This window comes from Streptomyces sp. NPDC014764 (assembly GCF_043082785.1).
GTDB classification, from domain to species: Bacteria; Actinomycetota; Actinomycetes; order Streptomycetales; family Streptomycetaceae; genus Streptomyces; species Streptomyces althioticus.
The window spans coordinates 171578-193894 of the sequence record NZ_JBIBXY010000010.1 but is presented as its reverse complement, the minus strand read 5'-3'; the positions used below and the strand labels follow the sequence as shown (position 1 = coordinate 193894).

The window sequence follows — 22317 nt, the reverse complement described above, 5'->3', positions numbered from 1 at the left end:
CTGGCGTTGACTTTTGGCACGCTGTTGAGTTCTCAAGGAACGGACGCTTCCTTTGTACTCACCCTCTCGGGCTTTCCTCCGGGCGCTTCCCTTCGGTGTTTCCAAACTCTATCAGTGTTTTTCCGGCCCCCTGACCACCGTTCCGCAGGCATGCAGAATGTGATCCAAAGTTAGGATCTGACGAGATTGGGTTGCTGCCGGGTCCTGGATGCGTGTGTGCATCCCTCAGCCCCAGGCAGGTTTAAGACTGTACACGGGGTCGCAGACCGCGTGCAAATCGATTAGAGTGGGTGGTCTAGACCTCTTGTCTGGACCACCTGGCCTGGACTTGTCCCCCGGAATCGGTACGTCTTATGACATACCCTGCTGAACAGCACGCCGGAGACAGCCAGTGACGGCGCTCGTACAGATCTCCATCTCTTGGGAGGACTCCCATGACCACCGTGACGTCCCCGCTCGCAGGACGCGCCATCGGACTGGCGTCCGTGCCCGATCCGGTCTTTTCCGGGGCCATGGTCGGCCCGGGCACCGCGATCGACCCCGTGCGGGAGCCTTCCGAGGCCGTCTCCCCCGTCGACGGCGTGATCGTCTCTCTGCACCCGCACGCGTTCGTCGTCGTGGACGAGAACGGGCACGGCGTGCTCACCCACCTCGGCATCGACACCGTCCAGCTCAACGGCGAGGGCTTCGAACTGCTCGTCAACAAGGGGGACACCGTCACGCGCGGGCAGGGCATCGTGCGCTGGAACCCGGCCGCCGTCGAGGCCGCCGGCAAGTCCCCCGTGTGCCCGATCGTGGCGCTGGAGGCCACGGCGGACGCCCTCTCCGAGCTCCGTGAAGAGGGCGACGTGAAGGCGGGCGACGCGCTCTTCCTCTGGAAGTGACGTGACGCCGTCCCCACGACGGCCGCGACGGCATCGGGCGACGGCACAGAACATCGGACGCTGCGGCGCGACCCGCCGCTTTACCGGAGACGGGTGAGATGGAGACAACGCTGCGAGGCGTCGGCGTGAGCCACGGGGTGGCGATCGGCGAGGTACGGCACATGGGCACGGCGGTGCTGGAGCCGCCGGCCAAGCAGATCCCGGCGGAGGAGGCGGAGCGCGAGCAGCAGCGCGCCCGTCAGGCCGTGGAGGCGGTCGCGGCCGATCTGACCGCGCGCGGGAACCTCGCCGGCGGCGAGGCCCAGGCGGTGCTCGAGGCGCAGGCGCTGATGGCGCAGGACCCGGAGCTGATGGCCGACGTCGACCGGCGTGTCGCCGTGGGCAGCTCCGCCGAGCGCGCGGTCTACGACGCGTTCGCCGCGTACCGCGAACTGCTGGCGAACGCCGGCGAGTACCTGGCGGGCCGGGTGGCCGACCTGGACGACGTGCGCAACCGCATCGTGGCGCGCCTGCTGGGCGTGCCGATGCCGGGTGTGCCGGACAGCGACGAGCCTTACGTGCTGGTGGCGCGGGACCTCGCGCCGGCGGACACCGCGCTGCTGGACCCCACACTGGTGCTCGGTTTCGTGACCGAAGAGGGTGGGCCGACCAGTCACAGCGCGATCCTCGCGCGTGCTCTGGGCGTGCCTGCGGTCGTGGCGCTGCCGGGGGCCGGTGAGATCGCCGAGGGCACGCTGATAGCGGTCGACGGCAGCTCGGGCGAGATCTTCGTGAACCCGACGGAGGAGCGCCGGGCCGCTCTGGAGTCCGCGGCGGCCGAGCGGAAGGCCGCTCTGGCGGCGGCGACCGGTCCGGGTGCGACGGCCGACGGGCACAAGGTGCCGTTGCTGGCGAACGTCGGCGGACCGGCCGATGTCCCGGCGGCGGTCGAGGCGGGCGCCGAGGGCGTCGGTCTGTTCCGCACCGAGTTCCTGTTCCTTGACGACAGCAAGAACGCTCCGTCCGAGGAGAAGCAGGTCGAGGCGTACCGGCAGGTGCTGGAGGCGTTCCCCGAGGGGCGTGTCGTGGTGCGGGTGCTGGACGCGGGTGCGGACAAGCCGCTGGAGTTCCTCTCCCCTGGCGACGAGCCGAACCCGGCGCTGGGCGTGCGCGGTCTGCGGACGCTGCTCGACCACCCGGAGGTGCTGCGCACCCAGCTGACGGCGCTGGCCAGGGCCGCGGAAGGGCTGCCGACCCACCTCGAGGTGATGGCCCCGATGGTGGCGGACCGGGCCGACGCGAAGGCGTTCGCGGATGCGTGCCGCGAGGCGGGGCTGCAGGCGAAGTACGGCGCGATGGTGGAGATTCCGTCGGCGGCGCTTCGGGCGCGTTCGGTGCTGCGGGAGGTGGAGTTCCTGTCGCTGGGCACGAACGACCTCGCGCAGTACACGTTCGCCGCGGACCGTCAGGTGGGTGCGGTGTCCCGGTTGCAGGATCCGTGGCAGCCGGCGCTGCTCGACCTGGTGGCGCTGTCCGCCGAGGCGGCGCGGGCCGAGGGCAAGAGCTGCGGGGTGTGCGGCGAGGCCGCGTCGGACCCGCTGCTGGCGTGTGTGCTGACGGGGCTGGGTGTCACCTCTCTCTCGATGGGTGCGGCGTCCATTCCCTATGTGCGTGCGCAGTTGGCGAAGTTCACGCTGGCGCAGTGCGAGCGGGCGGCCGCTGCCGCGCGGGCCGCGGACAGCGCGGAGGAGGCGCGGAGCGCGGCGCGGGCGGTGCTGTCGGGCGAGTAGTCCTCGCCGGGCCTGGCGAGGCCGTGTCCCGAGGGGCGCCTCACTTCGGTGGGGCGCCCCTCGGGTATGTCCCGTTGCCGTCCGGGGTCAGTGGCGGTGGTCCGGGCCGGGGTCGGCGTCCGTGAGGTCGGGTGACGCGCAGTAGTCGACGTTGGACTCGGGCGGGATGATCTCGCCGGTCTCGGTGTCGGTGCAGTAGGCGTCGAAGACCTCTCCGGCGGTGAGGGGGACGAGTCCGTGGCTGCGGATGCGCCAGCCGTGGATGCGGTCGGGGGCACCCGGGGTGCTGGTGCGCATCACGAGGCCGCCGGAGCCCGCGGTGGCGAGGCCGGCTGCCAGGACGGTGGTGAACTCCAGGGCTTCGGTGTCGTCGATGCGGACGCCGTCGTCGGTGTCGTCGGCGTGCAGGACGGCGACCAGGGATTCGGGTGGTCCGGAGACGCTGCAGACGAGATGGCGGTCGCCCGGTGGCGCGCTGTCGAGGATGCGGGAGACGAGCCGGGAGGCGCGGGTGAAGGCCGCGTGTCCGAGGTCCTCGCCGCAGGAGGCGCAGGGGCCGAGCCGGGCGAGGAGCATCGTGGCGTACTCCCAGGTGGCGCGGCGGACGGCCTCGTCGACGAGGGTGGTCATGAGGTCGGACAGGGGCCGGCCGTCGTAGGGGACGGCTGGTCCGGTGACGGCGCGCTCTGCGGTGAAGCGGGTGCGGCTGAGGTGGCTGTCGGGGTCGTGGTCGTGCTGGGCGCACCAGGCGGCGTACTCCTCGGGGTCGAAGAGGGCCACCGTGGTGTGGCTGCCCTCGAGGGCGCGGGTGCGCAGCACGGCTTCGACGTGTTTCAGGTAGGTGGCGTGGTCGTCGAACACGAAGGTGTCGTAGCGCCGCATGGCGCGGAAGTCGTGTTCGTCGGTGAGCACGCCGATGGTGCCCACGATCTCGCGGCGCAGGACGCGTCGCAGGGTCCGGTGGTCGGTGTACGTCATGTCTCCCCCTCTGCACGGTCGATCAATGCTCACTCACCGTAATCGGCGGCACTGACAGCGGGTGCGGAGGAGGAGACGGGGCGTGACCGGTCAGGGGCGGGTGCGGGCCAGCTCCTGGTAGTGGGCGAGCAGGTCGAGGTTGTCGATGGAGCCGGGGTTGACGGCCCTCTCCAGGGGGGTGCCCTGGAGGAGTCGCTTGACCGGGACCTCGATGCGCTTGCCGGTGAGGGTGTGCGGGATGCCGGGCACCTCGATGATCTCGTCGGGGACGTGCCGGGGCGAGAGCTGGGTGCGGATGGCTTTCCTGATGCGGTCGGTCAGGTCGTCGTCGAGGGTGGCGCCGGGCGCCAGGTGGACGAAGAGCGGCATCCAGTAGCCGCCGTCGGGCTGTTCGATGCCGACGACCAGGGACTCCTTGATCTCGGGGAGGCGTTCGACGGCCTCGTAGATGTCGGCGGAGCCCATGCGGACGCCCTGGCGGTTGAGGGTGGAGTCGGAGCGGCCGTGGATGACGACGGAGCCGCGTGAGGTGAGGGTGATCCAGTCGCCGTGGCGCCAGACGCCGGGATAGGTGTCGAAGTAGCTGTCGTGGTAGCGGCTGCCGTCGGGGTCGTTCCAGAAGTGGATCGGCATGGACGGCATGGGGTTGGTGACCACCAGTTCGCCGACCTCGTCGGTGAGGGGCTTGCCGCTGGGGTCCCAGGACTGCAGGTCGGTGCCGAGGCAGGGGGCCTGGAGTTCGCCGATGTGGACGGGGAGCGTGGGGACGGCTCCGGCGAAGCAGGAGCAGACGTCGGTGCCGCCGCTGACGGAGGCGATCCACAGGTCGTGGCGGACCTCGTCGTGCAGCCAGCGGAAGCCGTCGGGCGGCAGCGGGGAGCCGGTGGTGGCCACGCACTTCACGGCGGACAGGTCGTTGTCGCGTGAGGGGTGGACGCCGGCCTTGCGGCAGGCCATGACGTACGCGGCGGAGGTGCCGTAGAGGGTGGCCCCGGTGCGTTCGGCGATGCGCCACTGGGCGCCGGTGTCGGGGTGTCCGGGGCTGCCGTCGTAGAGGACGACGGTGGTGCCGGTGAGGAGGCCGGAGACGAGGAAGTTCCACATCATCCAGCCGGTGGAGGTGTACCAGAAGAAGCGGTCCTCGGGGCCGAGGTCGCAGTGCAGGCCGAGCTGCTTGAGGTGCTCGACGAGGATGCCGCCCTGGGACTGGACGATGGCCTTGGGCAGTCCGGTGGTGCCGGAGGAGTAGAGCACCCACAGGGGGTGGTCGAAGGGCACCTGTTCGTAGACCGGTGCGGTGTCGGCGGCGGTCAGGGCGGACCACTCGAGGGCGCCGTCGGGGGCCTCGGTACCGAGCAGCGGGATGTGGACGACGGCGCGCAGGGTGGGCAGTTCGCGGCGGAGTTCGGCGACGATCTCGCGGCGGTCGTGTTCCTTGCCGCCGTAGCGGTAGCCGTCGACGGTGAACAGGACGACCGGTTCGACCTGCTGGAAGCGGTCGAGGACGCTGCGGGCGCCGAAGTCGGGGGCGCAGGAGGTCCACACGCCGCCGACGGCTGCGGTGGCGAGGAGGGCGACGACGGCCTCGGGGATGTTCGGCAGGTAGCCGCTGACGCGGTCGCCGGGGCGTACGCCGAGGGCGCGCAGTTCTGCGGCCAGGGAGCCGACCTGGCGGCGCAGGTCGGCCCAGGTGACGGGCCGGGGGTCCTGGCTCTCGTCGACGTGGAGCAGGGCGGGCTCGTCCGCGCGGGAGTCGGCGGCGCGCAGGGCGTGCTCGGCGTAGTTGAGGGTCGCTCCGGGGAACCACTGGGCGCCGGGCATGGAGCGGTCGCCCAGGACGCGCTCGTAGGGCGTGGTGAAGCGGACGTCGAACCACTCGGTGACCGCTTTCCAGAAGGTCTCCAGCTCTTCGACGGACCACCGGTGGAGTGCCGCGTAGCCGCCGTCGGCGGGGGCGCCGTGGTGTTCGGCGGCCCAGGCCTGGAACCGGGTGATGCGGGCCTCGGCGATACGTTCCGTTGTCGGCTGCCAGAGCGGCTGAGGGTTCACGGTCGACATGGGGCTGCTCCCGGACTGTGCGCGTCGTGTGCGTCCTCCGCGCACGGGCTGGGGTGTGCGCGTGACGCGGCTGACAGGGACGATGCCACGTGATCGACTTCTGCACCAGGGCGCCCCCCACATAGTCCCTGTCGTGAAGATGTGGTCCGATCACGGGTTAACGGGAGTTGAACGCCACGCTTGCGGGGCGCGGTCGATGGCAGGGTGAGCAACATGAACGGTCGTGACCTGGTGCGTTCGTGGTGGTCGGTCGGTGTGGCGGGAGCGGCACGGGGGTTGCGTAGCGTACGAGCAGCGTGGCGCGGGCGGAGTGCTGACGCCACCGGGCACGGGCCGCGGGTGCGGGCGCGGGTGCCGGGGGCGGTGCGGGAGGTGGAGCCGGGTCCCGGTGGGGGTGTGATCCGGTTCGCCCGCTCGGAGCTGCGCATCCTCGTCGCGGTGAACGGCGCGGTGTTCTGGGGGTGGGACGGGGCCGGTCCTGAGCCGTCGTACGCGTTGGCCGGCGCGTGTCCCGAGCCTGATCCGCGGGCGGAGCTGGAGCCGGACACGGACGGTGGCTGGCGTGTGGTGGCCGAGCGGGTGACGGTCGCGGTGTCGCGGCACGGCGCGCTGGAGGTGCTGACGCCCGGGGGTGTGATGCTGCGGCGTGATCTGCCGCCGCGCTGGTGGGAGGCGGAGGACGGGGGTCCGGCGCGGTGGATGCAGCGGTCGGAGGTGCCGGCGGACGCCCGCTTCTTCGGTCCGGGCGGCCGGGTGGAGGGGCCGCTGCTGCGGGACGGCGCCCATCGGCCGGGGGACGGCGTCACGGGGACGGGGAGCGCGGCGCCGGTGACGATGCCCGTGCAGCTGGTGGTGGCCGACGCGGGCACGCATCTGCTGTTCGTCGACAACCCGTGGGACGGCACGCTGACGCTGCGGGAGGGCGCGGAGGGCGCCGGTTCCGGGCACGACCGGGTGGGGACGAGCGAACTGCGCATGGAGGGCGGTCCGGTGCGCGGCTGGGTGATGGCGGGCACCCCGGCGCGGGTGCTGCTGACGTGGGCGTCGCTGACCGGGGCTCCGGCGCTGCCGCCCGCGTGGGCCTTCGGCCATCACCATGTGCGGGAGGGCGCCGGCGGTGAGGACGAGGTGCGGCGGGTGGTCGCCGGTCACCTCGAGCGGGGGCTGCCGCTGGACGCGGTGCATCTGGGCGAAGGTCACCTGGCCGGCGGCCGGGGGTTCACCGTCGACCAGGACCGTTTCCCGAAGCTGCCGGTGCTGGCGGACGAACTGCGGCGGGAGGGGATACGGCTGGTGTCGGTGGTGCCCGCGGCGGCGCGGCCGGAGGACCGGCGCGGCGAGGGGGTGGTCCCGGATCTCGCCGACGCGCGCGTGCGGTACGCGGGGCAGGCGGCGCGGGGCTTCGCGGGGGTGTGGCACACGGTCGACGGCTCCGTCGCGCTCGGGCGCGCGGATGCTCTGGACCTGGCCCGGGCTGCGCACGAAGGGCTGCTGGACGGAGCGCCCGCCGACGAGCGGCCGTTGGCTCTGTCACCGTACGGCCGGCCGGGGTCGCAGCGGTACGGCGGGGTGTGGTCGGGCGAGGGCGCCGGGGGGTGGCACGGGCTGAGGGTGTCCCTCGCGCAGGTGTTGGGTCTCGGGTTGTGCGGTGTGCCGTTCTCGGGTCCGGACGTCGTGGGCGGCGGCGGGGACGGGGAGTCCGAACTGTACGTGCGGCGCCTCCAGTTGGCCGCGTATCTGCCGTTGCTGCGCACGGGCGGCGCGGGTCCTGCGGGCGGCGGGCCGTGGGAGTACGGCGCGGTGGTGCTGGGGCACGCGCGCGTGGCGCTGGCCGAGCGGCGGCGGCTGATGCCGTATTTCGTGACGCTGGCGCACCTCGCGCGGCGGACCGGGGCGCCGATGGTGCGGCCGGTGTGGTGGCCGGCGCCGGAGGAGCGGGAGTTGCGGGACTGCCGGGACGCGTTCCTGCTGGGTGACGCGCTGCTGGTGGCGCCGGTGATGGAACCCGGCGCGGTGCGGCGGGAGGTGCGGCTGCCGCGCGGGCGGTGGTACGACACGGCGACGGGGCTGGCGTACGAGGGGCCGGCGAAGGTGCTGGTCGACGCCCCGCTGGAGCGGACACCCGTGTTCGCGCGGGCGGGCGCTGTGCTGCCGGTGCGCGGGGAGGACGGCGGGACCGGGCTGGTGGTGTGGGCGCCCGCCCCGGGCCGGAGCGGGGGCGGGCTGGTGGTGCCGGACGGCGGGGAGGAGCCGGAGGTCGAGCGGTACTCGGTGTCCCGCTCGGGCCCGCGGGTCGTCGTACGGCGGGAGAAGGAGGACGGCGCTCAGGAGCCCTCCCGGCCGGTAGCCGTCCGCGGGCTCGACGGGACGGGCGGTCAGATGTAGCGGCCCTCGAAGAAGGCGCGCACCGCCACGGTGTGCAGGGGGAAGCCGAGTTCCTCGGGGCGGCGCAGCAGGTGCGTGCCCTCGGTCTCGTCGGTGGGCGCGGAGGCGGGCAGGTCGGACGCCGGGCGTTCGGGGAGCAGGCCGAACAGCAGCAGGTGGCCGTCGGGGGCGCTCATGGCGTCGACGAGCCGGACGTCGCGGCTCTCCGCGTCGAGGCGGGTCTCCTCCTTGAGTTCGCGGACGACGGCGTGGCGCCAGTCCTCGCCGTCGTCGATGTAGCCGCCGGGCAGTGCGGTGCCGCCCTTGGCGGGCGGGATCGCCCGGGTGACGACGACCAGGGCGGTGCCCTGGGTGTCGTAGACGGGCTGGAGGGCCACGGCGACGGGGAGCGGGTTGCGGTAGGTGACGGCGCCGCATGCGGGGCAGGTGCGCGGCCAGCCGGAGACGCCCTCTCCGTAGGGCGCGCCGCAGGAGGAACAGTGGCTGCCCGCCGCGGAGTTGGGAACGTGAGTATCGGACACGCGCGGGACTGTATCCGATGGCGGAAGGGGCGTCTCCGGTAGGGCGGTCTAGCGGTGGCCGGCGACGGACCTCTGGGACACGGGGAAGTCGAAGTAGGTGTCCGGGTAGGCCTCGGGCTTGAAGGTGTAGTGCCACCACTCCTCGGCGAGGTTCACGAAGCCGAGGTCCTCGAGGGTGTTCTTGAGCAGCATCCGGTTGGCGCGCTGCTCGCCCGTGATGCGCGGGTCGAGGGTGTGGCTGAGGGTGTCGAAGCAGTCGTAACCGGTTCCCATGTCCAGCGAGTTGTCGGGGAACCGCTCGTCCTTCGGGGCGAAGCAGGGGGTGAGGGGTTCGCCGGGCCGGTAGGGGCGGGTGGGGTGGGCGGGCAGCTTCACGAGGGTGAGGTCGACCGTGGAGCCGCGGCTGTGGCCGGACTTCTCCGCGATGTACCCGTCGGCGAACAGGCGGGTCTTGTCGACGTTCGGGTAGAACTCGGCCTTCATGGTCTGGTCGTCGAGGTCCTCGGCCCAGCGGACGAAGTGGTCCACGGCGCGCTGCGGGCGGTAGCAGTCGTACACCTTGAGGGAGTAGCCCTGCGGCAGCAGCCGGCGCTGGGCGGTCCGGAGCGCCTCGGCGGCGGGCCGGGTGAGGATGCACAAGGGCTGCCGGTAGCCGTCGACGGGCTCGCCGACGAAGTTGTGCGGGGTGACGTAGCGGATCTCGTGGAGGATCGTCGGGTCGACGCTGTGCAGGGCCACGAAGTCGCGGGGCGCCTTGGGTTCGGGGGTCGCCCGGGCGGGTGCGGCCGCCGCGGTCGCGGTGAGCAGGGCGGCGAGAGTGGTGACCAGGGCGCGTACCGCGCGCGGAGAACGTGTCATGTCCCCTGCATCTATCAGACGGGGGCCGCCGCGCGGAAGCAGGCGCCCCGGCCCGTTCTGTCGCCGACCTTGACGCTGCCTGACCGCAGGTGAACACTTCCGGTGTCAGTCGGCATCGTCGTACATCTCGGCGCATTTCGGCGCGCCACGGCAGGCGTCCACCGACGCCAGGACTCCCCCACGGGCGATGCGGCTGCGACGGCACGCTCGTCACGGACGCCGGGCGGGGCGCGGATCCTCCCTGCCTTCGGCTGACGTCGCCACGGGAAACGCACCCTGCACGTGAGGTCCGGGGCCGACCGTCCCGGGCCCCGGCCCAGGAGCCGCCATGAGCAACGGAGACATATTCGTCGGCGAGGTCATCGGCACCGCCATCCTCATCCTCTTCGGCGCCGGCGTGGTCGCCGCCGTCGTCCTCAACTACTCGAAGGCGAAGGACGCCGGCTGGGTGGTCATCGCGTTCGGCTGGGGCTTCGGCGTGATGGCCGGGGCGTACACCGCGGCCCCGCTGTCCGGCGGGCACCTCAACCCGGCGGTCACCCTCGGCATCGCCGTCGACACCGGTGAGTGGGACACGGTCCACATCTATGTGGCCGGTCAGATGGTCGGCGCGATGCTGGGCGCCCTGCTGTGCTGGCTGGTGTACTACGCGCAGTTCGAGGCCAACGCCGAGGAGGACATCTCCCAGCCCACGCTCGGCATCTTCTCCACCACTCCGGCGATCCGCCGCCCGGTCGCCAACCTCGTCACCGAGATCATCGCGACCACGGGCCTGGTCCTGCCGATCCTGGCGTTCGGACTCACCGAGGGGCTCGGCGAGTCGGGCACCGCGATCCTCATCGTTTCGTTCCTGGTCGTCGGCATCGGCCTGTCGCTGGGCGGCCCCACCGGATACGCCATCAACCCGGCCCGTGACCTGGGCCCGCGCATCGTGCACGCGCTGCTCCCGATCCCCCGCAAGGGCACCTCGGACTGGGGCTACGCGTGGGTGCCCGTCGTGGGGCCGCTCATCGGCGGAGGGCTGTCCGGGCTCGTGTTCAAGGCAGCCTTCTGACTCCGCAGAACCGACGACAGAACCGACGAAGGGGACGTCATGACGGACAAGTTCGTCGCCGCGATCGACCAGGGCACCACCTCCAGCCGTTGCATCGTCTTCGACCAGCACGGCGCGATCGTCGCCGTCGACCAGCGCGAGCACCGCCAGATCTTCCCGAAGCCGGGCTGGGTCGAGCACGACGCGACGGAGATCTGGTCCAAGGTGCAGGCGGTGGTGGCCGGCGCGCTCGCCAAGGCGGGCCTGCGCGCCGGCCAGCTCAGCGCGCTGGGCATCACCAACCAGCGTGAGACGACGGTTTTGTGGGACCGGTCCACCGGCAAGCCCGTGCACAACGCCATCGTGTGGCAGGACACCCGGACCGCCGGACTGTGCGCGCAGCTCGGCGGCTCCGACGGGCAGGACCGGTTCCGCGACCGCACGGGCCTGCCGCTGGCCAGCTATTTCTCCGGGCCCAAGGCGGCCTGGCTGCTGGACAACGTGCCCGGGCTGCGGGCCCGCGCGGAGAACGGCGAGATCGCCTTCGGCACCATAGACTCCTGGCTGATCTGGAACCTCACCGGCGGCACCGACGGCGGACGGCACGTCACCGACGTGACCAACGCCGGGCGGACCATGCTGATGAACCTGGAGACCCTCCAGTGGGACCCGGTTGTCCTGGAGGCGATGAACGTCCCGGAGGCAGTGCTCCCGGAGATCAGGTCCTCCGCCGAGGTCTACGGCACCGCCGTGGGGCAGCTCTCCGGAGTGCCCGTCGCCTCCGCGCTGGGCGACCAGCAGGCGGCGGTCTTCGGACAGGCCTGCTACGACGTCGGCACGGCCAAGAACACCTACGGCACCGGGAGTTTCCTGCTGCTCAACACCGGTGACCGGCCGATTCCGTCGAAGCACGGGCTGCTCACCACCATGGGCTACAAGATCGGCGACGAGGCGCCCGTGTACTGCCTGGAGGGGGCGATCGCCATCACGGGCGCGCTGGTGCAGTGGTTCCGCGACCAGCTCGGCATCATCCGCACCGCGGACGAGATGGAGCCGCTCGCCGCGAGCGTGGAGGACAACGGCGGCGCGTACGTCGTACCCGCGTTCTCCGGCCTCTTCGCCCCGTACTGGCGCTCCGACGCGCGCGGCGTCGTCACGGGCCTGACCCGTTACGTCACCAAGGCGCACCTGGCGCGGGCGGTGCTGGAGGCGACGAGCTGGCAGACGCGTGAGGTCGTCGACGCCATGTACCAGGACTCCGGGGTGCGCATCACCACCCTGAAGGTCGACGGCGGCATGACGAAGAACGGCCTGCTGATGCAGCACCAGGCGGACGTGCTCGGCGTGCCGGTGATCAGGCCCCGGGTGTCGGAGACGACGTGTCTGGGCGCCGCCTACGCGGCCGGACTGGCCACCGGCGTGTGGAACGGCCTGGACGAGCTGAAGTCGCACTGGCGGAAGGACGCCGAGTGGACGCCCGCCATGTCCTCGTCCGTGCGGGACCGTGAGTACCGCAACTGGCGCAAGGCGGTGGAGAAGAGCCTGGGCTGGATCGAGGAGGGCGAGGACTGAACCACGCGCACGGGGTGACCCGTCCGTCGTGCGGCGGCCCGTGCTCCTGTCGGCGGGAGCGCGGGCCGCGCCCTCGCGGCCGGGTCAGGTGGTGACCGCGCTGCGCCGCCGCGCCGACTGGGTCATGGCGTGCTGGACGACGCCGACCAGGACCTCCTTGACCGACTCGCGGTCGCGCGCGTCGCACAGCACCAGCGGTACGTCGTCGTCGAGGTCGAGGGCCCGGCGTACCGCGTCCTCCGGGTAACGGGCCGAGCCCTCGAAGCAGTTGACGCCGACCACGAAGGGGATGGCGCGCCGCTCGAAGTAGTCGACGGCGGCGAAGCAGTCCTCCAGGCGCCGGGTGTCGGCGAGGACCACCGCACCGAGCGCCCCTTCGGACAGCTCGTCCCACATGAACCAGAACCGCTCCTGGCCGGGCGTGCCGAACAGGTACAGCACCAGGTCCTCGCGCAGGGTGATGCGCCCGAAGTCCATGGCGACGGTGGTGGTGCTCTTCGCCTCGACACCGCTGGTGTCGTCGACGGGCCGCCCGGCCTCCGTGAGGAGTTCCTCGGTGCGCAGCGGCCTGATCTCGCTGACCGCGCCGACGAGCGTGGTCTTGCCCACGCCGAAGCCGCCGGCCACCAGGATCTTGAGCGTGACGGGCTCGACCGGGGGCTTGCCGCGCTCAGAACGCCCGAAGATCATCGGTCTCTTCTCCTGCTCGATGGTGGTCGGGCGGCGGGCCGTATCCCCCGCCGCCGGGGGTTTCGATGACGAGGACGTCGCCGGGGCCGACGTCCGCCGAGTCGCTGCCGGCGAGCCGGGTGACGGTGCCGTCGGCCCGCTCGATCCGGTTGGCGCCCGTCGCTCCGGGGAGCCCGCCCGCCATGCCGTAGGGCGGCACCCTGCGGTGCTGGGACAGCGTGGAGACGGTCATGGGCTCCAGGAAGCGGATGCGGCGCACGGCTCCGTCGCCGCCGCGCCACCGTCCGGCGCCGCCGCTGCCCCGGCGTACGGCGAACTCGTCGAGCCGGACCGGCAGCCGCCACTCCAGGATCTCCGGGTCGGTGAGCCGGGAGTTGGTCATGTGGGTCTGGACGACGGACGCCCCGGGGTGACCGTCGCCGGCGCCGGAGCCGGACGCGACGGTCTCGTAGTACTGGTGGCGGGCGTTGCCGAAGGTCACGTTGTTCATGGTGCCGGACCCCTCGGCCTGGACGCCGAGCGCCGCGTAGAGGGCGCCGGTGACGGCCTGTGAGGTCTCCACGTTGCCCGCGACGACGGCGGCCGGGGGTTGGGGCGCCAGCAGGGAGCCGGGCGGGACGACGATGCGCAGCGGGCGAAGACAGCCGTCGTTGAGTGGGATGTCGTCGTCGACCAGGGTGCGGAAGACGTACAGGACGGCCGCGTCGACGACGGAGAACGGCGCGTTGAAGTTGGTGGCGAGCTGCGGCGAGGTGCCGGTGAAGTCGATGGTCGCGGAGCGTGCGGCGCGGTCCACGCCCACCTTGACGCGGATGACGGCGCCGGAGTCGGTCTCGTAGGCGTACTCGCCGTCGTCGAGGGCGTCGAGGACGCGGCGCACGGCCTCCTCCGCGTTGTCCTGGACGTGCCGCATGTAGGCCTGGACGACATCGAGTCCGTAGGTGTCGATCATGCGGCCGACCTCTTCGACGCCCTTGTGGTTGGCGGCGATCTGGGCGCGCAGGTCGGCGAGGTTGGTGGCCGGGTTGCGGGAGGGGTGGGGCCCCTCGGTGAGCAGGCGGAGGGTCTCCTCCTCGCGGAACCGGCCGTTCTCGGTGAGCAGCCAGTTGTCGAAGAGGACGCCTTCCTCCTCGATGGTGCGGCTGTTCGCGGGCATGGAGCCGGGCGCGATGCCGCCGATCTCGGCGTGGTGGCCGCGGGAGGCGACGTGGAAGAGGACCTCGGGTTCCGTGCCGTCCTCGGAGTTGCCGAAGACGGGGGTGATCACGGTGACGTCCGGCAGGTGGGTGCCGCCGTGGTACGGGTCGTTGACGGCGTAGGTGTCGCCGGGGCGCATGGAGGTGCCGCGCCGCCGGACGACCTCCTTGACGCTGGTGCCCATCGAGCCCAGGTGGACGGGGATGTGGGGGGCGTTGGCCACCAGGTTCCCGTCGGGATCGAAGAGGGCGCAGGAGAAGTCCAGGCGTTCCTTGATGTTGACGGACTGGGCGGTGGACTCCAGGCGGGCGCCCATCTGTTCGGCGACGGACATGAAGAGGTTGTTGAAGATCTCCAGCAGGACCGGGTCGACCTCCGTGTCGACGCCGGACGCCCGCGTGACCGCGACGCGTTCCATGACCAGGTGCCCGTCGTCGGTGGTCGCGGCCTGCCAGCCGTCGTCGACGACGGTCGTGGAGCCGTCCTCGGCGATGATCGCGGGGCCGGTGACGGTCTCGCCGGGAGGGAGGTCCTCGCGGCGGTGGAGCGGGACGTCGCGCCAGGCGCCGCCGGTGTGCAGGCGGACGGTGACGGGTGCGGCGGGCCGGCCCGACCAGGTGGCGAGGGCGGAGAGGTCAGGGGGTCCGGTGGTGCCGGTGGCCTCGACGGACAGGGCCTCGACGACGACCGGGCGGTCGAGGGTGAAGGAGTAGGTGGCGCGGTGCCGGTCCTCGAAGGCGCGCCGCATGGTGTCCGGGTCGGTGAGCCCGACGGTGAGGGTGGTGTCCGTGCCGTCGTAGCGCAGCTGGGCCCGGCGGGCGACCTCGATGCGCTCCTCGGGGACGTCCTCGGCGAGGAGTTCGGCGCGGGCGGCCTCCTCCAGCTCGTCCGCGATCGCGTGGACGCGGGGCATGGCGGCGGGCTCCAGCGGGTCCTCGGCGGAGCGTTCGCGCATCGCGGTGGTGTCGGCGAGGCCGATGCCGAGGGCGGACAGCACGCCCGCCATGGGCGGCACGAGGACGGTGCGGATGCCGAGGGAGTCGGCGACCATGCAGGCGTGCTGGCCGCCCGCCCCGCCGAAGGTGGTGAGGGCGTACCGCGTGATGTCGTGGCCCTTCTGCACGGAGATCCGCTTGACCGCGGCCGCGATGTTCGCGACGGCGATCCGGAGGTAACCCTCGGCGACCTGTTCGGGGGTGCGGTCGTCTCCGGTGCTCTCGTGGATCTCGCGGGCGAGCGCGGTGAAGCGTGCGCGGACCACGTCCGCGTCGAGCGGCTGGTCGCCGCCGGGGCCGAACACGGCCGGGAAGTGCGCGGGTTGGATGCGGCCCAGCATGACGTTGGCGTCGGTGACGGCGAGCGGGCCGCCGCGCCGGTAGCAGGCGGGGCCGGGGTCGGCGCCCGCCGAGTCGGGTCCGACGCGGTAACGGGAGCCGTCGAAGTGCAGGACCGAGCCGCCGCCGGCGGCGACGGTGTGGATGTCGAGCATCGGCGCGCGCAGCCGTACCCCGGCGATCTGCGTGGTGAAGACGCGTTCGTACTCGCCGGCGAAGTGGGAGACGTCGGTGGACGTGCCGCCCATGTCGAAGCCGATGACCCGGTCGAAGCCGGCGAGCTGCGACATGCGGGCCATGCCGACGATCCCGCCGGCCGGTCCGGACAGGACGGCGTCCTTGCCGCGGAACTGCCGGGCCTCGGTGAGCCCGCCGTTGGACTGCATGAACATCAGCCGTACGCCTTCGAGCGCGTCGGCGACCTGGCTCACGTAGCGGCGCAGCACGGGTGAGAGGTAGGCGTCGACGACGGCGGTGTCCCCGCGCGGCACCAGCTTCATCAGCGGGCTGGTCTCGCTGGAGAGGGAGATCTGCGGGAAGCCGGTACGGGCGGCGAGTGCCCCGACGGCCTGTTCGTGGGCGGGGTGGCGGTCGCCGTGCAGGCAGACGACGGCGACGGCCCGGATCCCGTCGTCGTACGCCTGCCGCAGCGGGCCTTCGAGGGCGTCCAGGTCGGGGGCGCGCAGCACGGTGCCGTCGGCGGCGACGCGTTCGTCCACCTCGACGACCCGCTCGTGGAGCGGTAAGGGCAGGTCGATGCGGCGCGCGAAGATGTGCGGGCGGTTCTGGTAGGCGATCCGCAGGGCGTCGCGGAAGCCCCGGGTGACGACCAGCAGGGTGCGCTCGCCCTTGCGTTCGAGGAGGGCGTTGGTGGCGACGGTGGTGCCCATGCGGACGACGTCGACGGGGTCGCCGGAGCCGTCCAGCAGCGCGCGGACGCCGACCACGGCCGCGTCGGCGCCGGGTGGGCCGGCGCGGTCCGGGTCGGGGTTGTCGGAGAGGACCTTACGGGTGAGCAGCCGGCCGTCGGGGCGGCGCGCGACGATGTCGGTGAAGGTGCCGCCTCGGTCGACCCAGAACTGCCAGCCTGTCACGTCACTACCCCGCTTCCGCGCCGGTCACAGCGCCCGGAGGCCGTTGATCACGTCGCGCAGAATACTCTCGTCCGGCAGCTCCGCCGGGGGTACCGGCCGGTTCACATGGACGAATTCCGCGTCCACGAGATCACCCACGAGAACCCGGACCACGCCCACCGGCAGGTCGAGGCCGGCGGCGAGTTCGGCGACCGACTGGGGCGTGTCGCGGCACAGCCCGACGATGTCGACGTGCTCCGGGGAGAGGGAGGGGTCGTCCTCCGCGTCGTCCGCGTGCGGCTCCGCGACGACCACGGCGATCAGGTCGAGGCGGTGCTGGGCCGCACTGGTGGTGCGGCCCCGCGTCATGGCGTACGGACGGACGACCGGTCCGGCCTCGTCGTCGAACCAGTGGCTACTACCCTGACCGTGATCGCTCATGTCGGTCCACTACCCGCCCGAGGGCAGATCGTTGCGTGGCGCGGCCCCCAGGTGCACGCCCACCCGCTTCACCAGGAGGGTCATCTCGTAGGCCACCTGCCCGACGTCGGAGTCGGCGTCCGCGAGGACCGCCAGGCAGCTGCCGTCCCCTGCGGCGGTGACGAACAGGAACGCCTCGTCGAGCTCGACGACGGTCTGGCGGACCTCACCGGCCTCGAAGTGGCGCCCCACGCCCTTGGCGAGGCTGTGGAAGCCGGAGGCGACGGCGGCCAGGTGCTCGCTGTCCTCCCGGGTGAGGTCCTTGGAGGCCCCCGTGGGCAGGCCGTCGCCGGAGAGCACGATCGCCTTGCGGATGCTGGCGACGCGGTCCACCAGGTCGTCGAGGAGCCAGTTCAGCTCGCCCTTGTCGTTCGTGTGGCCGGTGGCGCTCGGTTCGGTCATCGACCGTCCCCCTTAGTCCTTCGTCGTGGTGCTGTGCCGCTGTCGGCGTCGTCGCCCGCGGCGTTCTCCTCCCGGCCGCGCTGCCAGCCGCGCTGGAGCGAGGCCATGCGGCTGCGTACTTCGTCCGCGTCCCGTTCGACGGGTCGGGCCCGGTCGGTCTTCCGGGTCGCGGCGTCACGCTTGAGCTGCGGGGCCAGGCTGGCCTGCCGCACGCGCCGGGGCAGTGCCGCGCTGTCGGGCTGCGGTGTGCCGGTGTCCGTGTCGCCGGTGACCGGGGAGGAGTCGTCGGGGCCGCCGTGCGTGGTCGCGGGGCGGCGGGCGGGGGTGCCGTGGGCCGGGCCCGCGGGCGCGGGACCGGGCGCCGGGGTGGCGTCCCGTTCCCCGGTGCCGTCGGCGGGGCGGGCGGGCCCGGTGGTGCGGCGCCGGCCGGGCAGGGGCGGCGGTGTCTCCGCGGCCGGCTGCTCCTTGTCGCGTGCGGGAAGCTCCGACACGGGTTCGGCGCCGGCACGGCCGATGGCACGGCGGCTGGTGTCGCCGCGGCGCCGGGACGGCAGCGGTGGGGGCTCGTCCGCGTCGGGGCGGGTGTGCGGGGCGGCGGTGTCGTCGTCGGTGCGTCCGCCGCGGGCCCGCTGGTCGCGGACCGGGCGGCCGTGGGAGCTGACCAGCTTGGGGGTCGCCCGGCGGGTGAGCGGCACGGGTCCGCTCCGCCGCTCGCCGGCCGTGCCGCGGTCGTCGCCGGCGGTCTCGTGGCGCGCGGTGTAGCGGCCGGGCCGCTCGTCGTCCGGGTGGGAGCGGCGGGGCCGGAACAGGCCGCCGTGCTCGCCGTCCTCGTCGTCCAGTGCGGGGAAGCCGTCAAGGGCGTCCAGGTCGACGGGCGCCTCGAGCTCGACCGGTCCGTCCAGCACGGAGGCGGGCAGCCCGGGCAGGGCCACGGGCACCTGGGAGAGCGCGGCGCGGCCGCTGTCCGCCGGTTCCTTCTCCGTACGGTGCGGGCGGTCGAGGCGGAATCCGACGCCGTTGGTGTCGGGCACGTCGTCGGTGAGCAGTGCGTCCGGGATGAAGACGACGGCCGTGGTGCCGCCGTACGGGGAGGGCTGGAGGGAGACGCGGACGTTCTGCCGCTGGGCGAGCCGGCTGACGACGAACAGACCGAGCCGGTCCGTGTCGGACAGCTCGAACTCCGGTGTCTCCGCGAGCCGCAGGTTGGCGTCGAGCAGCGCGTCGGCGGCCATGCCGAGGCCGCGGTCGTGGATCTCCAGGGTGAAGCCGTTGCCGACGCGCTCGCCGACGACCTGGACGGCGGTGTGCGGCGGGGAGAACACGGTCGCGTTCTCGAGCAGTTCGGCCACCAGGTGGGTGAGGTCGGCGACGGCGGGGCCGGTGACGGCGACCCTGGGGAGCCGGCGGACCTCGATGCGCTCGTAGTCCTCGACCTCGGCGACGGAGGCCCGTACGACGTCCATGAGCTGGACGGGCTTGCGCCACTGCCGGGAGGGCGCGGCGCCGGAGAGGATGACCAGGCCCTCGGCATGCCGTCGCATACGGGTGGTCAGGTGGTCCAGCCGGAACAGGTCGGCGAGTTCCTCGGTGTCGTCGGTACGGCGCTCCATCGCGTCGAGCAGGGTGAGCTGCTTGTGCAGCAGCACCTGGCTGCGGCGGGCGAGGTTGACGAACACCTCGGAGACGCCGGACCGCAGCTCGGCCTGCTTGACGGCGGCCTCGACGGCGGCGCGCTGGAGGGTGTTGAGGGCCTGGCCGACCTCGCCGATCTCGTTCTTGTCGTACTCGAGGCGCGGGACCTCGGTCTCGACGTCGACCTGTTCGCCGGCCGAGAGGCGGCGCATCACGCTGGGCAGCCGCACCCCGGAGGCCTCGTGGGCCTCCAGTCGCAGCTGCCTCAGGTCGCGGATGAGTTTCCGGCCGACGCGCACGGAGAGGTACAGGGAGAACAGCAGGGCGAGGAGGCCCAGCACACCGGCGGCGACGGCCTTGGCGATGACGCCCATGGCGACGGGCCGGACGCGTTCCTGGTAGCGGTCGGTCGCCTGGTCGTTGAGGGCGCCGAGTTCGTCGAGCACCTTGCCGGCGGCGGTGTCCCAGCTCTTGGCGGTGACGCCGCGGGGCTCGCCGTCCTCGGCGAAGACGGCGGCCTGCTCGCCGACCCGCAGCGGGGCCGTCGTGGCGTTGCCCCAGAAGGTGTCGTAGCGGTCGCGTTCGTCCGCGGGGAGCTGCGGCAGGGCGGTCTCGTACAGCAGGGTCCGCTGGGCCATCAGGTCGGAGACGTCCCGCACCTCGGTGGGGGCCAGCTTGCCGACGATCAGGGCGGAGCCGAGCAGGGCGTCCTCGCGGGCGAGCAGTTCACGGGCGCGGGAGAGGTTCACCAGGGCGCGGTACTGCTTGTCCAGGCCGACGTCCTCGACCACGTGCAGGTCGGACAGCAGCACGTAGCAGGGGTCCACGAGGCGGTTGTAGAGGTCGAGCGCCTGGCGGCGGTCGACGGTGCCGTCGTCGACGCTGCGGCGGAGGGACTCGATGCCCTCGAACGAGTCGAGGGCTGCGTCGAGTTTGTCGGAACTGCCGTGCATGGCCTCGCGCACGCCGCTGCCGGAGGCGCTCCTGCGGACGGCGGCCACGGCCCTGTCCGTGGCGGCGCGGCTCGCCTTGAGGGCCGTGAGGCCGTCGGAGGCGCGGGGGTCGGCGAGATGGACGAGGGTCTGGCGCCGCTCCTGCTGGAGCACGCGGACGGTGTCCTCGACGGGGTAGCCGACCTTCTCCATCACCGACGACACGTCGAACAGGTGGCTCGCCTCACGGCTCGTGAGCAAGGTGGTGAAGGCCCAGAGCGTGGTCAGGGACACCAGCGGCACGAGGAGCAGCGCCACGATCTTCCGGCGGATGGACTTCCCGCGAAAGCGCATGGCCTCCCCCAGCTCGGCCCTCCGGGCGACCGGGGGCACACATGTGCGTCAACAAACGGCGCGAGCCTACTACCGCCCCGGGGGCAACTCGAAGACCCTTCCGGAGGGTTCGATTCCGGCACACGGTCGGTTCAGGCGGAGTTGTCCGGCCATTACGGGAGATTGCCTCCCGGAATCCGGGGCGAGTTACCCGGCCCTCTCTCCCCGGTTTCACAGGGTGGTTGGCCTGAATCTTTCCCGACCGGGAATCTTCACGGGTCCCCGCGCGTCCTTACCTGCGGGACATGGGGGCGGAATCGGCCACAGGAGCCGTGTCCCGCACCTGGGCGGCGTAAAACGGCGCAACCCGGGCAGCCAATGGGGAGCCGGGTCTTCGGACAGCAGCAGCGGGCTGGCGGCGGTGGGGAGTGACACGGGTGATGGGCACGGCGGAGCGGCGTGAGACGTCCGGCGACGGCACGGCGGCGCGGGAGGCGACGCGGCAGCAGGCCGCGCCGGCCACGCGTACGTCGGACGCGGCCGGGCGGCGGGCGGACGACGGACCCGCCCGGGAGGCGGCCGGGACCCGGGTGGCGTACCGGCCGCTGTGGGTGGAGGAGCCGGCCAAGCGGCGCAGGCTGCCCGATCCGGTGCGGACGGCCGCGGTGCGGGCGGTGCTGATCATCGCGGTGACGCTGATCCAGGCCGTGGTGGCCCTGCTGTGCACGCTGGCCGGGTCCTGGCTCGCCTTCCCGATGGTCATCAGCAGCGTCGTCAGCACGATCGCGGCCACCTGGGCGGTGCTGGACGTGTGGGTGACCCGCCAGGTGTGGAACCAGCGGCACGGCGTGGTGTCCACGCCCAGCAGCACGGCCCGTGCGCTGCGCCGCGAGCGTCGCCAGGCGCGCCGGGCGCAGCGCGCCGCCGAGCGCGAGCGCGCCCGAATACGCCGGCGGGGCGGCGCCGGACAGCTGTCTCACCCGTAACACCCGCCGTCGGTAGGGTGGCGTCCCGTACGACGCACGGCCCGGCGGGCGCGGTGCACCGGGTGTACGGATGAATGAGGGCCGGCCATGACCCGTGCGGGACGCCCCGGGGAGCGGGGGAAGAGCGCGAGCGGCGCCGTGCAGTCCGTGGACCGGGCGGTGACCGTGCTGGAGATCCTCGCCCGGCGCGGCGAGGCGGGCGTCACGGAGATCGCCGACGAGATGGGCGTGCACCGCTCCACCGCCTTCCGGCTGCTGGGCGTCCTGGAGAACCGCGGCCTGGTCGGTCAGGCCGGCGACCGCGGCAAGTACCACATCGGCGCCGGCGTGCTGCGCCTCGCGGGCGCGGCGGCAGTGCGGCTGGACGTGTCCCAGGAGGCCGTCCCCGTCTGCCGCGACCTCGCCGACGAGCTGGGCGAGACGGTCAACGCGGCGGTACTGGACGAGCACGCGGCCGTCAACATCATGCAGGCGCGCGGCACGGCCGCGGTGACGGCGCAGGACTGGCTGGGCCGTCGCACCGCGCTCCACGCGACGTCCAGCGGCAAGGTGTTCCTCGCCCATATGACTCCCGCGCGCCGCGAGGAGCAACTGGCCCGCCCGCTGCGCCGGCTCACCGAACACACCGTCACGGACGCGTCCGTGCTGCGCGCCGAGCTGGAGCGGGTGCCCGAGCAGGGGTACGCGGCGACGCGCGAGGAGCTGGAGCTCGGTCTCGTCGCCGTCGCGGCCCCGGTCCGCGCGCACGACGGCGCGGTGATCGCCGCGATCAGCGTCTCGGGCCCGGTTTTCCGGATGACCCCGGACCGGATCCCCGCCCTGGGCGCCAGGACGGCCGCGGCGGCGGCGGAGCTGTCGCGGCGGATGGGGTACGGGTTCTAGCCGGGACCTGCGGCGCGGCCGGCGAGGGGCAGCCTGTGCGGCCGCCACTTGTCGAGGTGGACCGGCGTGGGCGGTGGCGTCCGCGAGCGACGGCGGAGGCGTGGACCGGGTCCCAGGGCGTGACGTCTAGGCCGACGGCGGAGGAGTCCGGGCCGGGCCCAAGAGCATGACGTCTAGGCCGACGGCGGAGGCCTCCGGGCCGGGCCCAGCGGCGTAACGTCTAGGCCCCCGGCGGAGGAGTCCGGGCCGGGCCCAAGAGCATGACGTCTAGGCCGACGGCGGAGGCGTCCGGACCGGGCCCAAGAGCATGACGTCTAG

16 protein-coding genes are annotated in these 22317 nt (G+C 72.8%); 7 read left to right on the top strand and 9 right to left on the bottom strand.

From position 1 onward, the window contains the following. Positions 1-434: 434 nt before the first annotated feature. Positions 435-884 (top strand): PTS glucose transporter subunit IIA, encoded by a 450-nt coding sequence (locus tag ACF1AG_RS23735; RefSeq protein ID WP_033275180.1) that lies wholly within the window; start codon positions 435-437, stop codon positions 882-884. Between the two features lie 98 nt (positions 885-982). Continuing rightward, the gene (gene ptsP / locus ACF1AG_RS23730) at positions 983-2653 is read left to right on the top strand and encodes a phosphoenolpyruvate--protein phosphotransferase (protein ID WP_359603126.1); all 1671 of its coding nucleotides are present in this window, start codon (positions 983-985) and stop codon (positions 2651-2653) included. A gap of 87 nt (positions 2654-2740) precedes the next feature. On the opposite strand, the gene ACF1AG_RS23725 is transcribed toward ptsP, so the two are convergent. Both ACF1AG_RS23725 and ACF1AG_RS23720 read right to left on the bottom strand, forming a co-directional pair. Then, on the bottom strand, positions 2741-3631 hold the full coding sequence (locus ACF1AG_RS23725) for a hypothetical protein (RefSeq protein WP_359603128.1): 891 nt from the start codon (positions 3629-3631) through the stop codon (positions 2741-2743). 90 nt (positions 3632-3721) lie between these two features. Beyond that, positions 3722-5689 carry an acetoacetate--CoA ligase gene (locus tag ACF1AG_RS23720; RefSeq protein WP_391810365.1) on the bottom strand — a complete coding sequence of 656 codons (1968 nt, stop codon included), beginning with the start codon at positions 5687-5689 and terminating at the stop codon, positions 3722-3724. Between the two features lie 213 nt (positions 5690-5902). On the opposite strand from ACF1AG_RS23720, the gene ACF1AG_RS23715 reads away from it, so the two are divergent. Then, the gene (locus ACF1AG_RS23715; protein WP_391810364.1) at positions 5903-8074 is read left to right on the top strand and encodes a glycoside hydrolase family 31 protein; all 2172 of its coding nucleotides are present in this window, start codon (positions 5903-5905) and stop codon (positions 8072-8074) included. On the opposite strand, the gene ACF1AG_RS23710 is transcribed toward ACF1AG_RS23715, so the two are convergent. Then, positions 8065-8595 carry an NUDIX domain-containing protein gene (locus tag ACF1AG_RS23710; protein WP_387796879.1) on the bottom strand — a complete coding sequence of 177 codons (531 nt, stop codon included), beginning with the start codon at positions 8593-8595 and terminating at the stop codon, positions 8065-8067. The two genes, ACF1AG_RS23715 and ACF1AG_RS23710, sit on opposite strands and share 10 nt — an antisense overlap. Positions 8596-8643: 48 nt before the next feature. Then, entirely contained in the window at positions 8644-9453 is an 810-nt protein-coding gene (locus ACF1AG_RS23705; protein WP_391810363.1) for a M15 family metallopeptidase, read from the bottom strand. Positions 9454-9781: 328 nt separating this feature from the next. Here ACF1AG_RS23705 and ACF1AG_RS23700 point away from each other — a divergent pair, with 328 nt between their 5' ends. Then, positions 9782-10507: an MIP/aquaporin family protein gene (locus ACF1AG_RS23700; protein ID WP_391810362.1), complete on the top strand. Its 726-nt coding sequence runs from the start codon at positions 9782-9784 to the stop codon at positions 10505-10507. A 39-nt stretch (positions 10508-10546) separates the two neighbouring features. Next, positions 10547-12058, top strand: a complete 1512-nt coding sequence (gene glpK / locus ACF1AG_RS23695; RefSeq protein WP_391810361.1) for a glycerol kinase GlpK — start codon at positions 10547-10549, stop codon at positions 12056-12058. A gap of 84 nt (positions 12059-12142) precedes the next feature. Here the strand turns inward: glpK and ACF1AG_RS23690 are convergent, their stop codons facing one another. From ACF1AG_RS23690 to ACF1AG_RS23670, 5 genes are read right to left on the bottom strand one after another with little or no spacing between them, the layout of a single operon-like run. After that, positions 12143-12748, bottom strand: coding sequence for an ATP/GTP-binding protein (locus ACF1AG_RS23690; RefSeq protein WP_359752462.1), 606 nt, complete (start codon positions 12746-12748; stop codon positions 12143-12145). Next, positions 12729-16373: a hydantoinase B/oxoprolinase family protein gene (locus tag ACF1AG_RS23685; protein WP_391810360.1), complete on the bottom strand. Its 3645-nt coding sequence runs from the start codon at positions 16371-16373 to the stop codon at positions 12729-12731. Before ACF1AG_RS23685 ends, ACF1AG_RS23690 begins: the two co-directional genes overlap by 20 nt. A 24-nt stretch (positions 16374-16397) precedes the next feature. Beyond that, on the bottom strand, positions 16398-16793 hold the full coding sequence (locus ACF1AG_RS23680; protein WP_359603145.1) for a DUF742 domain-containing protein: 396 nt from the start codon (positions 16791-16793) through the stop codon (positions 16398-16400). Positions 16794-16802: 9 nt separating this feature from the next. Further along, positions 16803-17234: a roadblock/LC7 domain-containing protein gene (locus ACF1AG_RS23675; RefSeq protein WP_359603147.1), complete on the bottom strand. Its 432-nt coding sequence runs from the start codon at positions 17232-17234 to the stop codon at positions 16803-16805. Then, positions 17231-20152: a nitrate- and nitrite sensing domain-containing protein gene (locus ACF1AG_RS23670; protein ID WP_391810359.1), complete on the bottom strand. Its 2922-nt coding sequence runs from the start codon at positions 20150-20152 to the stop codon at positions 17231-17233. Before ACF1AG_RS23670 ends, ACF1AG_RS23675 begins: the two co-directional genes overlap by 4 nt. Positions 20153-20571: 419 nt before the next feature. Here ACF1AG_RS23670 and ACF1AG_RS23665 point away from each other — a divergent pair, with 419 nt between their 5' ends. Beyond that, positions 20572-21117 carry a hypothetical protein gene (locus ACF1AG_RS23665; protein ID WP_359603151.1) on the top strand — a complete coding sequence of 182 codons (546 nt, stop codon included), beginning with the start codon at positions 20572-20574 and terminating at the stop codon, positions 21115-21117. An 87-nt stretch (positions 21118-21204) separates the two neighbouring features. Then, on the top strand, positions 21205-21999 hold the full coding sequence (locus ACF1AG_RS23660) for an IclR family transcriptional regulator (protein WP_387796871.1): 795 nt from the start codon (positions 21205-21207) through the stop codon (positions 21997-21999). The last annotated feature ends 318 nt before the right edge of the window (positions 22000-22317 follow it).

What these genes read in the sequence shown, in the direction of transcription:
- ACF1AG_RS23735 (WP_033275180.1), top strand. Translation starts at nt 435, where the DNA reads ATGACCACCGTGACGTCCCCGCTCGCAGGACGCGCCATCGGACTGGCG.
- ptsP (WP_359603126.1), top strand. Translation starts at nt 983, where the DNA reads ATGGAGACAACGCTGCGAGGCGTCGGCGTGAGCCACGGGGTGGCGATC.
- ACF1AG_RS23725 (WP_359603128.1), bottom strand. Translation starts at nt 3,631, where the DNA reads ATGACGTACACCGACCACCGGACCCTGCGACGCGTCCTGCGCCGCGAG.
- ACF1AG_RS23720 (WP_391810365.1), bottom strand. Translation starts at nt 5,689, where the DNA reads ATGTCGACCGTGAACCCTCAGCCGCTCTGGCAGCCGACAACGGAACGT.
- ACF1AG_RS23715 (WP_391810364.1), top strand. Translation starts at nt 5,903, where the DNA reads ATGAACGGTCGTGACCTGGTGCGTTCGTGGTGGTCGGTCGGTGTGGCG.
- ACF1AG_RS23705 (WP_391810363.1), bottom strand. Translation starts at nt 9,453, where the DNA reads ATGACACGTTCTCCGCGCGCGGTACGCGCCCTGGTCACCACTCTCGCC.
- ACF1AG_RS23700 (WP_391810362.1), top strand. Translation starts at nt 9,782, where the DNA reads ATGAGCAACGGAGACATATTCGTCGGCGAGGTCATCGGCACCGCCATC.
- glpK (WP_391810361.1), top strand. Translation starts at nt 10,547, where the DNA reads ATGACGGACAAGTTCGTCGCCGCGATCGACCAGGGCACCACCTCCAGC.
- ACF1AG_RS23690 (WP_359752462.1), bottom strand. Translation starts at nt 12,748, where the DNA reads ATGATCTTCGGGCGTTCTGAGCGCGGCAAGCCCCCGGTCGAGCCCGTC.
- ACF1AG_RS23680 (WP_359603145.1), bottom strand. Translation starts at nt 16,793, where the DNA reads ATGAGCGATCACGGTCAGGGTAGTAGCCACTGGTTCGACGACGAGGCC.
- ACF1AG_RS23675 (WP_359603147.1), bottom strand. Translation starts at nt 17,234, where the DNA reads ATGACCGAACCGAGCGCCACCGGCCACACGAACGACAAGGGCGAGCTG.
- ACF1AG_RS23670 (WP_391810359.1), bottom strand. Translation starts at nt 20,152, where the DNA reads ATGCGCTTTCGCGGGAAGTCCATCCGCCGGAAGATCGTGGCGCTGCTC.
- ACF1AG_RS23665 (WP_359603151.1), top strand. Translation starts at nt 20,572, where the DNA reads ATGGGCACGGCGGAGCGGCGTGAGACGTCCGGCGACGGCACGGCGGCG.
- ACF1AG_RS23660 (WP_387796871.1), top strand. Translation starts at nt 21,205, where the DNA reads ATGACCCGTGCGGGACGCCCCGGGGAGCGGGGGAAGAGCGCGAGCGGC.